14 protein-coding genes are annotated in these 12,844 nt (G+C 66.2%); 5 read left to right on the top strand and 9 right to left on the bottom strand.

The window, feature by feature from the left end:
* Position 1: 1 nt before the first annotated feature.
* Positions 2–1,057, bottom strand: a complete 1,056-nt coding sequence (gene arfA, locus EYZ64_RS06340) for a channel-forming protein ArfA/OmpATb (RefSeq protein ID WP_167857729.1) — start codon at positions 1,055–1,057, stop codon at positions 2–4.
* Positions 1,058–1,174: 117 nt separating this feature from the next.
* Positions 1,175–1,537: an FKBP-type peptidyl-prolyl cis-trans isomerase gene (locus EYZ64_RS06335; protein ID WP_135452709.1), complete on the bottom strand. Its 363-nt coding sequence runs from the start codon at positions 1,535–1,537 to the stop codon at positions 1,175–1,177.
* Between the two features lie 31 nt (positions 1,538–1,568).
* On the opposite strand from EYZ64_RS06335, the gene EYZ64_RS06330 reads away from it, so the two are divergent.
* Together EYZ64_RS06330 and EYZ64_RS06325 are read left to right on the top strand one after the other, a co-directional pair.
* Complete coding sequence (locus EYZ64_RS06330) at positions 1,569–1,817, top strand: DUF2630 family protein (RefSeq protein ID WP_135452708.1); 249 nt, start codon at positions 1,569–1,571, stop codon at positions 1,815–1,817.
* 30 nt (positions 1,818–1,847) lie between these two features.
* The gene (locus EYZ64_RS06325; protein WP_210115628.1) at positions 1,848–3,389 is read left to right on the top strand and encodes a phytoene desaturase family protein; all 1,542 of its coding nucleotides are present in this window, start codon (positions 1,848–1,850) and stop codon (positions 3,387–3,389) included.
* 10 nt (positions 3,390–3,399) lie between these two features.
* Here EYZ64_RS06325 and EYZ64_RS06320 read toward each other — a convergent pair whose 3' ends face one another.
* Positions 3,400–4,185: a TetR/AcrR family transcriptional regulator gene (locus EYZ64_RS06320; protein WP_135452706.1), complete on the bottom strand. Its 786-nt coding sequence runs from the start codon at positions 4,183–4,185 to the stop codon at positions 3,400–3,402.
* Between the two features lie 62 nt (positions 4,186–4,247).
* On the opposite strand from EYZ64_RS06320, the gene EYZ64_RS06315 reads away from it, so the two are divergent.
* On the top strand, positions 4,248–4,655 hold the full coding sequence (locus EYZ64_RS06315; protein ID WP_135452705.1) for a nuclear transport factor 2 family protein: 408 nt from the start codon (positions 4,248–4,250) through the stop codon (positions 4,653–4,655).
* Between the two features lie 15 nt (positions 4,656–4,670).
* Here EYZ64_RS06315 and EYZ64_RS06310 read toward each other — a convergent pair whose 3' ends face one another.
* Both EYZ64_RS06310 and EYZ64_RS06305 read right to left on the bottom strand, forming a co-directional pair.
* The gene (locus EYZ64_RS06310; protein ID WP_135452704.1) at positions 4,671–5,099 is read right to left on the bottom strand and encodes a MarR family winged helix-turn-helix transcriptional regulator; all 429 of its coding nucleotides are present in this window, start codon (positions 5,097–5,099) and stop codon (positions 4,671–4,673) included.
* Complete coding sequence (locus tag EYZ64_RS06305) at positions 5,089–6,543, bottom strand: MFS transporter (RefSeq protein ID WP_135452703.1); 1,455 nt, start codon at positions 6,541–6,543, stop codon at positions 5,089–5,091. Before EYZ64_RS06305 ends, EYZ64_RS06310 begins: the two co-directional genes overlap by 11 nt.
* A gap of 85 nt (positions 6,544–6,628) precedes the next feature.
* Here EYZ64_RS06305 and EYZ64_RS06300 point away from each other — a divergent pair, with 85 nt between their 5' ends.
* A complete protein-coding gene (locus tag EYZ64_RS06300) occupies positions 6,629–8,032 on the top strand; it encodes an amidohydrolase (RefSeq protein WP_167857728.1) in 1,404 nt (467 codons plus the stop codon).
* Between the two features lie 39 nt (positions 8,033–8,071).
* On the top strand, positions 8,072–8,536 hold the full coding sequence (locus EYZ64_RS06295; RefSeq protein WP_210115477.1) for a YbaK/EbsC family protein: 465 nt from the start codon (positions 8,072–8,074) through the stop codon (positions 8,534–8,536).
* Between the two features lie 80 nt (positions 8,537–8,616).
* Here the strand turns inward: EYZ64_RS06295 and EYZ64_RS06290 are convergent, their stop codons facing one another.
* From EYZ64_RS06290 to pdxH, 4 genes are all read right to left on the bottom strand, one after another.
* The gene (locus EYZ64_RS06290; RefSeq protein WP_135452700.1) at positions 8,617–9,921 is read right to left on the bottom strand and encodes a citrate synthase; all 1,305 of its coding nucleotides are present in this window, start codon (positions 9,919–9,921) and stop codon (positions 8,617–8,619) included.
* Between the two features lie 105 nt (positions 9,922–10,026).
* Positions 10,027–10,683: a TetR family transcriptional regulator gene (locus EYZ64_RS06285; RefSeq protein WP_135452699.1), complete on the bottom strand. Its 657-nt coding sequence runs from the start codon at positions 10,681–10,683 to the stop codon at positions 10,027–10,029.
* Positions 10,684–10,764: 81 nt separating this feature from the next.
* Positions 10,765–12,129, bottom strand: coding sequence for an MFS transporter (locus tag EYZ64_RS06280; RefSeq protein WP_286174652.1), 1,365 nt, complete (start codon positions 12,127–12,129; stop codon positions 10,765–10,767).
* The gene (gene pdxH, locus EYZ64_RS06275) at positions 12,129–12,764 is read right to left on the bottom strand and encodes a pyridoxamine 5'-phosphate oxidase (RefSeq protein ID WP_135459844.1); all 636 of its coding nucleotides are present in this window, start codon (positions 12,762–12,764) and stop codon (positions 12,129–12,131) included. Before pdxH ends, EYZ64_RS06280 begins: the two co-directional genes overlap by 1 nt.
* Positions 12,765–12,844: the final 80 nt, after the last annotated feature.

Raw genomic sequence — 12,844 nt, 5'->3', positions numbered from 1 at the left:
CCTAACTGACCGTGATCTCGACGCGGCGGTTCTTCGCCATGCCTTCGGGGGTGTCATTGCCGGCGATCGGATTCGCCGAACCCGCGCCGGACGACGTCACGTGATCGGCCGCCAGACCCTGCGAAACCAGATAATCGGCAACGGCTTTGGCGCGGTTGCCGCTCAGCGGGATGTTGATGGCGTCATTACCCGAGCTGTCGGTGTAACCGGTGACGGCCACCTTTGCGCCTTCGCACGACTTGAGCTTGTCAGCCACCTGCGACAGCAGCTGCTGCGACGACGGGGCCACAGCGAACCCGTCGGTGCTGAAGTTGATCGGAGTACGCAGCAGTGCACTCACATCGCCCTGCAACGCCGCGCAGGGTCCCGGTGTGCCACCGGGAGCACCCGGTGCACCAGGAGCCGCGGGCGCCGGTGGCGCGGGGGCAGCCGGAGCGGCCGCGATCTGAATGTTGTTGACGAGCTTGATGTTCGGCCAGGCCGCCTTCGCGGCCGCCTCGACCGCGTCACGCACCTGCGCCGACGGCGCCGTACCGGTCAGCGTCAGCGTGTCACCGTCGACGCTGAAGTTGAAATCCGGAATGCCCTCGGCCGCGGCGTCGAACACCTTGCCCAGGGCCGACACATCGGGGGTGCTCACACCCGGACGCAGATTCAGGTTGTCGACCAGATTGACGTCCGCACCGAACTTTCCGCGCAGCCAATCCAACAGCGAGGCTTTGGCCGCGGCGTCGGGCAGATCACCGGTGAGGGTGAAGCCGTTGCCGTTACGGGCGATCGACAACGGCGCGAACGAGAGGTTCGGCAAATTGACATTGGGCGCGTTGAGGTCCGGGGCATTCACGTCCGGAACGTTCAATGTCGCCGTGGGATTCACATCGGGAAGCGTCACATCAGTGTTCTTGTGCGAGCGGTCGAGTCCGCCCCATCCGATCAGGCCCAGCAACAATGGAACTGCCGCCAGCGCCAGCAACCAACCCAAACCGGGTGGTCGTCGATATAACTTGGAGGCTGTTTGCCAGCCTGTGATTGTCCGAGATTCGTCCGAACCCGACATTTTGGGCACTCCTGTAGTCGACGAACAGTTATCTACAGCCGCGAAACAGGTTGACGGTAGCAGCAAATGGAAATTGACGGTTAGGTTCGGCCAATACTTTCCGAGCCCAAGGACACGTCAACGGGTGGCGAGCAGATCGATCACGAAGATCAGTGTCTTGCCCGAAAGCCGATGCCCCGAACCCGCAGGGCCATAGGCCTGTGCCGGCGGAATGATGAGCTGGCGCCGACCACCGACCCGCATCCCGGGAATTCCGTCCTGCCAGCCCTGAATTAGGCCCCGCAATGGAAATTCGATGGATTCTCCGCGATTCCACGAGCTGTCGAACTCCTCGCCGGAGTCGTATTCGACGCCCACGTAGTGCACCTCGACGTTGCCGCCGGGCACCGCCTCGGCGCCGTCGCCGACCACCAGGTCCTTGATCACCAATTCGGTGGGGGCAGGTCCGTCCGGAAACTCGATCTCAGGTTTTGTACTCACCGGATCAACGGTAGTCCGGCAGACTGGTTGTGTGGCCAAAGATCAGGACATCCTCGCCGAAGTTCACCGGCTCGTTGCCGAAGAGCAGGAGCTCCGGACCAAACTGCAGCGAGGGGAAATAGACGAATCCGAAGAGCAACAACGACTGAGATCGCTGGAAGTCGCCCTCGACCAGTGTTGGGACCTGTTGCGGCAGCGTCGTGCGCTGCGTGACACGGGACAGGACCCGGGCCTGGCCGAGAAACGCGGGGCCGACGAGGTCGAAGGCTATCGAGGCTGACCGGCAGGGCGTGACGTGACAGGAAAGGCGTTGGACGCCGTCATCATCGGCGGCGGGCACAACGGCTTGGTGGCCGCTGCCTACCTGGCCCGGGCGGGACGCCGGGTGCAGGTGCTCGAACGCCTCGACCACGTAGGCGGCGCGGCAGTTTCGGCGCACGCCTTCGACGGTGTGGATGCCCGCCTGTCGCGGTACTCGTACCTGGTCAGCCTGCTACCCCAACGCATCATCAGCGACCTGGGAGCCCGAATCCGGCTGTCCCGGCGCCGAATCTCGTCCTACACGCCCGATCCGGCCACCGGCGGCGCCACCGGACTGCTGATCGGCCCGCAGCCGACATTCGATGCGATCGGCGCCGGCACCGACGCGGCCGGGTTCAGCGACTTCTACCGCCGGTGCGGGCTGATCACGTCCCGGATCTGGCCGACGCTGCTGCAGCCGCTGCGCAGCCGGGCCGAGATGCGCCGGGGCCTGCTCACCGGACACGACACCGAAACCGCCGCGGCCTGGGAAGCGCTGATCGAACGGCCGATCGGCGAGGCGATCACCAACGCGGTGTCGAACGATCTGGTGCGCGGCGTGATGGCCACCGACGCCCTGATCGGCACGTTCGCCGACATCGATGATCCGTCGCTGATCCAGAACGCGTGCTTTCTCTACCACCTGATCGGCGGCGGCACCGGCGACTGGGACGTGCCGGTCGGCGGGATGGGTGCGGTGAGCGGGGCCCTGGCTGCCGCCGCAGCCGGCTTCGGTGCCGAAATCATCACCGGCGCAGATGTTTACGCGGTCAACCCAGAGGGTGAGGTGCGCTACCGGCAGGGCGGAACGGCGCGGCAAGTTTCTGCCGAGCGCGTGCTGGCCAATGTCACCCCGGCGGTGCTCGCCGGTCTACTCGGCGAACCGGCCCCCGAGACCGCCCCCGGCGCGCAGGTGAAGGTCAACCTGATGCTGCGTCGACTCCCCCGGCTTCGGGACGAACACGTCACGCCCCAGCAGGCATTCGGCGGTACCTTCCACATCAATGAGACCTTCAGCCAGCTGGCCGGAGCCTATGACGCCGCCGCCTCCGGGCGCGTCCCCGATCCGCTCCCGTGCGAAATCTACTGCCACTCCCTGACCGATCCCAGCATCCTGTCTGAGGACCTGCGCGGCTCGGGGGCCCAGACGCTCACCGTATTCGGTCTGCACACCCCGCACTCACTGGCCGCCGGCGATCCCGACCGGACGCGCGACCGGCTGACCTCGGCGGTGCTGAACTCGCTCAATTCGGTTCTGGCCGAACCGATCCAGGATGTCCTCATGGAGGACGGCGCCGGCCGGCTGTGTATCGAGTCCAAGACCACCGCCGACCTGGAACAGGCCCTCGGGATGACCGCGGGCAACATCTTCCACGGCGCGCTGCGGTGGCCGTTCGCTGAGGACGACGCTCCGTTGGAAACGCCGGCGCAGCGCTGGGGTGTGGCCACCGCGCATGACCGGATCCTGTTGTGCGGCTCGGGTTCGGTGCGCGGTGGCGCCGTCTCCGGCATCGGCGGGCACAACGCCGCGATGGCGGTACTCGAAGGCTGAGACGACAGGCTCAGGCGGCGTCGATGAGGTCGGCCAGCCCGTCCAACACACGCGCCAACCCGAACTCGTAGGCGTGCACGGCACTGTAGGCCGCGTCGAATGCCTGACCGGCCGCCGTCCCCACCCGTGAGGCCAACGGGTACCTGTCACCGTCGAGGACACGCTCCAGCAGCGGGCCGACGCGTTCCCACCACTGCCCGTCACTCTGGCCGCTGTCGGCTGCGGCCCGGCGCGAATCGATGGCAATCCGGGCCACCGAGTTGACGAAGCCCAACACATACGTCAGTGCCGAATCAATTTCGAGGTCAGTGAGTCCGAGTGAATCGAACGCGCTCAGCTCGTGGTCGTACTTCGCCATCATGCCCGGGCCCAGCGGCGGGCGGGTCGTGGGCAGGTAGGTGATCCAGGGGTGCCTCTCGAACATCGCGAGGTTGTCCTCGGCGATCATGGAAACCTTTTCCCGCCACGGCTTTCCGGCGAAGTCGCGGCGCGGCATCTGCCGGTACACGGTATCGACCATCAGGTCCAGCAGTTCGGCCTTGCCCGGCACATAGGTGTAGGTGGCCATCGGCGTCACGCCCAGTTGCACGGCGACCGCCCGCATCGTGAGCGCATCAAGGCCGTCCGCATCGGCGATCCGGATGGCGGCGTCAACCACCGCGTCCACCGTCGTGCGTTGCTTCGGGCCGCGTGTGCGAGCGCCCTGACCGGGCTCACGCCAGAGCAGTTCGAGCGTGCGCACCGGATCGCCGGCACTGCTGCGATTCCCACCTGCGCGTTCTGCCACGCCATCCATCCTCTCTGTACTATGTACAGTATATGCCGTACAGAGTAATTCTACCGCCGAGGAGCCCCTTGATGACCACGCCACAGGCCTGCGAATTCACCCCCACCACCGCCGATGTCGACTCGGTGCTGGCCTGGTTCGCCCGCTACGACGCACTGGCGCTGAACAAGGACGTCGAGGGCATGGCGGATCAGGCGATGTTTCCGCTCAACGAGGTGACCGACGGCAGCGCCGAGTCCGTCGACCGCGCCGGGTTCATCGCCCAGATGGCCGAACAGTTGGGCCAGAACACCGATTTCGCGATGGAGTCGACGCGCACGCCGCACTTCATCAACGAGAACCTGGTGTTCGTCATCACCGACGCGACGTTCACCGCCGACGGGTTCAGCCAGCAGGTGCGCTACGGCGATCTGCTGGTCAAGTGCGACGGCGACTGGAAGTTCCAGACCATGGTGCAGGGCGGGTGGGGCGAGAGCTGATCCCGATCGACACGGCTACGGCCCGGTGACCTTGCGCAGGATCACCCGCAGGGCTTCGAGGTCCCCGGCGTCGAGCGCTGCGAGCACTTCCGGCGCCGGGTCCTCGACCCGGTCGATGCGCGCCAGCAATGCGCGCCCGGCGTCGGTGAGCGAGACCAGCTTGCAGCGCCGGTTGGCCGGGTCGACCTCACGCACCACCAGCCCGCGCTCCTCAAGGTCGTTGACCGCGACCGTGGCCGCCGGGGCATCGACCGTCGCCGCGTAGGCCAGCTGCTTGACCGTCAGCGGTTCGCGCGCCAGCCGTTTCAGGATGCGGATACGGCTGAACGGCAGTCCGGTTCGCTCGATCACCGCACGCCGCCACCGGTCACGGTGGTCGAACACCAACGCGGTCAGGGCGCGCCACACCTCGTCGGCCAACTCGGCCTGCCCGTCACCGGACATGGGTCACCTCCGGGACATGGTGCTGACCGATCAGCGGCGCCAACTTCTGCGCGGAACGCAAAGCCCGCGGTGTAGTGGAGATGAGGCCCAGGACCAAGATCACCAAACCCAGTGCGGCACAGACGAACCACAGTGGCCGGGCGGCCGCGGCGAATTCCGCACCGGTTCCGGCCAATGCCGCCCCCGCCACCGAACCACACAGCGCCACACCGACACTCACGCCGACCTGACGGCTGGTGGAGGCCACCGCGGAGGCCGCACCGGCGCGATCGAGCGGCATACCGCTGACCGCCGTGGTGGTGATCGGCGCGTTGACCATCGAGAACCCGATGCCGAACACCGCGAACATGACCACCAGCTGCCACACCGGGGTGTCGCCGGTCAGCCGGGTCAGCAGAATGGCGGCCACGGTGATCGTCGCTCCCGACACCAGCAGCGAGGGCCGGCTGCCGTACCGGCCGACAAGACGGCCCGAAAGCGGCGAGAAAATCAGCGCGCCCACCGCGACCGGCAGGTAGATCAAGCCGGTGTGCATCGCGGAGTAGCCGCGCTCGGTCTGCAGGTACAGCGACATCATGAACAGGAAGGCCCCGTACGCGGCGAACGCACAGACGGCGATCAGGGTGGCCGAGGCGAACGGCACGCTGCGGAAGAACCGTAGGTCGATGAACGGGTCCCTGCGGCGCGATTCGTAGCGCAGGAACGCCACCAGGGCCACGAGCGCGACGACTGCGACGGCGAGGGTGCGCGGGTCCGTCCAACCGAACCCCGGGCCCTCGATGAGCACGAAGACGACGCCGAACAGGAATGCCACGCCCAGGACCTGGCCGATGGGGTCGAGATCGCGCATGGTCGCCGACTTCGATTCGGGGACGAAGATCGCGGTGAGCACGACGGCCAGGGCGCAGATGGGCAGGTTGATCCAGAACACCGCGCGCCAGTCCACGTACTGGATCAGCGCCCCGCCCACGATCGGGCCGAGTGCCATCGAGATGCCGACCACCCCGCCCCACACACCGATCGCGCGGGCGCGCTCCACCCGGCCGGTGAACACCTGGGTGATGATCGACATGGCCACCGGGTTGAGCATCGAACCGCCGATGGCCTGCAGGAAGCGGGCCGCGATGAGGGTTTCGATGTTGGGGGCCAGGCTGCACAGCAGCGAGGCCACCGCGAAGATCGTCAGCCCCAATTGGAATGTCCGCCTGCGACCGAACCGGTCGCCCGTCGCGCCGGCCAGCAACAACAGCGAAGCCAGCACCAGCGTGTAGACATCGATGATCCACTGCAGCTGCGACGGTGACGCACCCAGATCCTCACGGATGCTCGGAAGTGCGACGTTCACGATGGTGGCGTCCATCGACACGATCAGCAGGCTCAGACAGCACGAGACGAGGATGATCGCCTTGCGCCGTGCGCTGAGCGAGCCGACAGTTGTATTCACACAACTATTGTGAAACTACAACTATCGTGGAGGCAAGTCGAAACCCGCCGCCGCGGTTCGCCGGCCCAGCGCCATCACCCGCGGAGTGGACCTCCAGTTCGACACACGCGACGCCATCCTCGCGGCATTGCGCAACTATGCACCCACCGTCGCCGGAGGCGGCCCGGTACGCGGTTTCGGCTGGCGCTACGACGCATTCCCCGCGACCGGACCCAGACGCGAGGACCTCGACGCGATCTGGCCGGACCGGCCGGTGCTGCTGATCGCAATCGACGCCCACTCGGCATGGGTCAACACCAAGACCCTCGAGCTCGCCGGGATCACCAAGGACTCCGCCGATCCGGTTCCGGGCTTCAGTGTGTTCCAGCGCGATCCCGACGGCACGCCGACCGGGTATCTCGTCGAGGTGCCCGCCTACATGCAGGTGCTGAATTCAGTGGTGCCGATGGACGAGGCGTTCGTCGCCGAATCGCTGGCCCAATGGGCGCCCAGGGCATCGGAGGCCGGCATCACCTCGATGTTCGACGCCGGCGTCGAGATCATGCCGGAGGACAAGGCTTTCGGGCACTACCGCGACCTTGAGACCGCGGGCAAGTTGCCGTTCCGGGTCACCGGCAGCTACTACTACAACCAGCCGAACGTCGACCCGCTGCCCAAGATCCTGGCGCTGCGCGAAGGGCCACAAACTGAGCTGGTGCACGTCAACGTGCTGAAGATCGTGATGGACGGCGTGGACGCCGGACGCACCGCGGCGATGCTCGCGCCGTATGCGGACCAGCCCGGCACCAGCGGCCAGCCCATGTTCTCCGCCGAACAGGTCAACGACGTCGTCAAGCGCGCCGACGCGCAGGGAATCGACGTCCACGTGCACTGCATCGGCGACAGAGCGACCCGCATGACGCTCGACGCGATCGAGGCCGCCGCCAAGGCCAATCCGCAACGCGACCGGCGAAACGCCATCGCACATCTGCAATGTGTTGACCCACAGGATATTCCGCGGTTGGGCGAGCTTGGTGTCATCGCGCAGGTCTCGGCCCAGTGGGCCACACCGGACCCCTACTGGCGCAACGTGACAACCGTGCGCCTAGGGCCGGAGCGGGCCGATCGCATGTACCCGTTCAAGTCGCTGTCCGACGGCGGCGCCCGCTTGTCCTTCGGCTCCGACTGGCCGGCCGCGAGCTACTACAGCACCTTCCGTCCACTCGAAGCGATCGAGATCGCCGTCACCAGGCAGGAATTGGGCAAGCCTGACCAGACGCCGCTTCCTCGGCCCGAGGAACGGCTGACCCTGGACCGGGCGATCACCGCCCAAACCATGGGCCCGGCCTACCAACTGCGCCGTGAGAACGACCTCGGCTCCATCACAGTGGGCAAGCTGGCCGATCTGGTCGTGCTCGACAAGGACCTCACCGCGATCCCGCCGCACGAGATCCACCAGGCCGAGGTCAAGCTGACGATGATGAACGGTGTTGTCCGCCACGAGAAATAGTCTGAGCGCGATGCGCGCCGATCCGACAGAATCGTCACCGTGAACGAACGGAACTCCCTCGTCGCCGCGGCAGTGGCCGCCGCCGGCATCGAACCGGCCATCAAGATCCTCGACGCCGACGCCAAGACTGCAACGGCAGCCGCCGAACAGCTGGGCTGCGAGGTCGGAGCCATCGCCAACAGCCTGGTGTTCGAATGCGACGGCGAACCGCTGCTCGTGATGGCAAGCGGTGCCGGCCGGGTGGACACCGGCGTCGTCGCCGACCATCTCGGGGCCACTGCCATCCGCAAGGCCGACCCAAAACTCGTGCGCAGCGCGACCGGACAGGTCATCGGCGGCGTCGCGCCCACGGGCCATCCGGCACCGCTACGCACCGTCGTCGATCAGACCCTGGCGTCCTACCCGGTGATCTGGACGGCCGCGGGCACCGCCGATTCGGTCATGCCCCTGACCTACGCGCAGCTACTGGCGCTCACCGGCGGCGCCGCGATCGCGGTGCGCTGACAGATACTGCGCGAGCAGACACAAAACTGCCCCTTTTCGCGTGAAAAGGGGCAGTTTTGTGTCTGCTCGCGGAGAGAAACTCAGCGCTTGTTGATGTCTACGTAGCCGCGCTCGGTGTAGCCGGTGTAGATCTGGCGCGGGCGGCCGATCTTGTTGGGCTCCGAGTGCATCTCACGCCAGTGCGCGATCCAGCCCGGGAGCCGGCCCAGGGCGAACAGCACGGTGAACATGCGGGTCGGGAAGCCCATCGCCCGGTAGATCACGCCGGTGTAGTAATCGACGTTCGGGTAGAGCTTGCGCTCGATGAAGAAGTCGTCGGTCAACGCGATCTCTTCGAGCTGCTTGGCGATGTCGAGCAACTCATCGTCGCCACCCAGCTTGCCCAGGATCTTGTCGGCCTGCTCCTTGACGATGCGCGCCCGCGGGTCGTAGTTCTTGTACACCCGGTGACCGAAGCCCATCAGCTTCACACCGTCTTCGCGGTTCTTGACCTTCTTGACGAAGGTCTGCACGTCGTCGTCGCCGGTACGGATCTTCTCCAGCATCTCCAGCACGGCCTGGTTGGCGCCGCCGTGCAGCGGGCCCCACAGCGCGTTGATGCCACCGGAGATCGAGGTGAACAGGTTGGCCTGCGACGAGCCCACCAGACGCACCGTCGAGGTCGAACAGTTCTGCTCGTGATCGGCGTGCAAGATCAACAGCATGTCCAGCGCGCGGACGATCTCGGGATCCACCTCATACGGCTCGGCCGGGAAACCGAACGTCATCCGCAGGAAGTTCTCCACCAGCGTCAGCGAGTTGTCCGGGTACAGGAACGGCTGCCCCTCGGACTTCTTGTAGGCATACGCCGCGATCGTCGGCAGCTTCGCCAGCAACCGGATCGTCGACAGCTCGACCTGCTTCTTGTCCAGCGGATCCAGCGAATCCTGGTAGTACGCGCTCAGCGCGTTGACCGCACTGGACAGCACCGGCATCGGATGCGCATTGCGCGGGAAGCCGTCGAAGAACCGCTTGAGATCCTCGTGCAGCAGGGTGTGCCGCTGGATCTGGGTGGTGAACGACTCCAACTGCTCGGCCGTCGGCAGCTCACCGTAGATCAGCAGGTAGCTGACCTCGATGAACGTGGAATTCTCGGCCAGCTGCTCGATCGGGATACCGCGGTAACGCAGGATGCCGGCATCACCGTCGATGTAGGTGATCGCAGACTTGGTGGAAGCGGTGTTGACGAAGCCACCATCAAACGTGGTGTAGCCGGTCTTGGCCAGCAACGGACCAAGCGCGATGCCGTCACTGCCCTCGGTGGCATGGACGATATCGAGATCAATCTCGCCACCGGGGTACTTGAGAGTGGCAATCTCCTGCCCACTCGACGGGTTTTCGGCCACGGGAATCCCTTCATCGTCCTGGGAACCGACAACTGCTCTACAAAAGGTAGTCGCAATCGATCTGCGCTGCCCGCGGGGGGTTACTAACGGGTCACTGCAAACGGCTCAGCCTCGGTCGGGACGCTGCTCCACGCCCGCGACAACCTCCAGGAAATCGGCGTACGTCGATTCGATCCGCTCGACGATGTCATCCACGGTCACGGTGTCCCAATCCGCCCGAGATCCCAGCTCAGCGATGCCGGTCATGATGATCGACCCCCACACCACGGCCGTCAGTTTGAGCCGGCGATCGTCGCCGGGCACCCCCATCCGCCGTGCCAGCACCGCGTTTACCGCATCCGCCCGGAACTCCGAAGCCGACTGGATCAGCACCGGCGACGAGGTGATGATGCGCGCCGAGGCCAGCAGCCGATCCGATGTGAGTTGGGTGGGCGGCGCGGTCTTGGTCTTGAGGAACGCCTGCAGGTGGGCCCGGTACAGCGCCTCGATATCGCCGATTCCGGCCGGTTGCGCCTCGAGTTCGATCGCGACAATCTCGATCACCTCGTCGACGAACGCCAGCACGACGGCGTCCTTGGTAGCGAAGTAGCGGCTGAACGTGCGCGGGGACACATCCGCGACCGCGGCGATCTGCTCCACAGTGGTCTGCTCGAACCCCTGACGGTCACACAGATCGATGGCAGCCTCGATCAACATCGCCCGGGTGCGCTGTTTTTTACGCTCCCGCAAACCCGTCTCAGCCTGCCGCACAACGTCAACCACGAGATCGGATGTTATCGCTCAAAGGCCTGCTTTCCGGTCCATTTCGGCAACTATGTGGCGCTGAGTGCCATTCGCCGGTGGTCATACTTTGTCAGCCTCGGACTGAACCTGCGGCTCGCCGGCCCTGCTCACAGTGGCCATACCGCCCGCAGTGGCTGCATCACCCGCTCCGCTCGCAGTCACCCGGTAGCGCACGAACGCCGGCACCTCGAGCGCCGCGATCACCACGCCGACGACCACCAGTGCACCGCCACCGGCCGCGGCGACCGTCGTGCCCACCGCTGCTGCCGCCGCCCCGTGCAGGGTGTCGGCCAGCCGCGGGCCACCGGCGACCACGACCGTGAACACGCCCTGCAGCCGGCCGCGCAGTTCATCGGACGCGGCCTGTTGCAGGATCGTCGACCGGAACGCAGCAGACACCATGTCGGCGGCCCCGCCAATCGCCAAGAACGCCAACGCAATCCACAACACCAACCCGGCCTGTCCGTGCGCCATTCCGCCCGCGATACCGAACCCGACCATCGCCACGCCCCACACCACGATGGCCAGCACCACGGCCAGCCCCTGCCTGCGAATCCTCGGCAGCCAACCGGAGAACACTCCGCCGGCCACCGCGCCGGCCGACATCGCCGCCGCCAGCAAGGCCATCGCCGTGCCGCCCGAGACCGGGCCCCCGAAACTCTCGTGCGCCATCTGGGGGAACAGCGCGCGCGGCATCCCGAAGATCATCGCCACCAGGTCGACGACGAACGACATCAACACCACCCGGTTGCCGGCCAGGTACCGGAAGCCCTCCAAGACCGAGCGCACCGCGCCCAATCCCCACAGGGAGGCGCCTTCCTCGGTGCTCGCCGGCGGCATCGGCGCCAGCCGGAAAGTCGCCCAGATCGGCGCCAGGCAGGTCACGGCGTCGATCAGATACAGCGTCGACAGGTCCACCCAGTTCAGCAGGAACCCGGCCATCAGCGGGCCGACGATCGCGCCGAACTGCATGACCGTCATATTCAGCGAATTCGCCGCCGGCAACTGCTCGCCCGGCAGCATCCGCGGAATGGCCGCCGAGCGCGTCGGGCTGTTGACGGCGTAGAACGCCTGCTGCACACCCAGCAGGCACAGCACCACCCACACGTTGTTCAGTGCCAGCGCAGCCTGCAGCCACAGCAGCACCGAGGCCCCGGCCAATCCGATCGAGGCGATGATCAGCAGCAGCCTGCGGTCCATCGCGTCAGCCCAGGCGCCGCCCCACAGCCCGAAAACCACCAGCGGTACCAGCGCGAACAGACCGGCCAACCCCACGTAGGCCGAGTTCTCGGTGAGCACGTACAGCTGCACCGGCACCGCGAAGATGGTCAGGTTTGCGCCGATGACGGTCGGGATTCCGGTCAACCACAGCCGCCGGAAATCCCGTGTGCGCAGCGGCGTGGTGTCGGCGAAGAACCTACGCACTAGGGCTGGAGGCGTTCGGCGCGATCGCCGATCACACGAATTCGGTTGTGTACCCGGTTCTCCCGGCCCTGCCAGAACTCCACGCTCTCCGGAGCGATCAAATATCCACCCCAGTTCGGCGGCACCGGAACGGTTTCGAGGTCGGCGAACCGCTCGGTCACCTCGGCGAGCTGGGCCAGCAGTGCCTCACGCGATGCGATCGGACCGGACTGCTGCGACGCCCAGGCACCCAGCTGAGAACCGCGGGGGCGCTTGGACCAGTACGCCTCGGTGTCCGCACGGCTCACCTTGGTGACCGAACCGCGTACATGGACCTGACGGCCCAGCCGATACCAGGGGAACGTCGCCGACGCATAGGGATTCGCCGCCAGCTGTACACCCTTGTCAGAGTCATAGTTGGTGTAGAACGTGATGCCCGTCTCGTCCATGCTCTTGCACAACACCGTTCGGGTGACCGGTCTTCCCGCATCGTCGGTAGTGGCCACCACCATGGCATTTGCCTCGGCCACGCCGGCGCGGTACGCGTCGGCCAGCCAGGTCCGCAGCAGCCTCAGCCACCCGGTTACCGGGTCGTCGCCGAGCCAGTCGAGGTCCAGGTCGCCACAGCCGTCCTTCTCGACGTAGTCCACGCGCATGGCAGCCAGGTCATGGTCGTCGTGTCCAGGGGTTTGTCCAGGGGGTATGGGCACCGCGGTAACGCTACGCCTGGGGTTGG

Origin of the sequence: Mycobacterium sp. DL99, assembly GCF_004762045.1 — a bacterium.
Taxonomy (GTDB): Bacteria; Actinomycetota; Actinomycetes; order Mycobacteriales; family Mycobacteriaceae; genus Mycobacterium.
The sequence above is the reverse complement of the archived record's forward strand: the minus strand, read 5'-3'. Positions and strand labels throughout refer to the sequence as shown.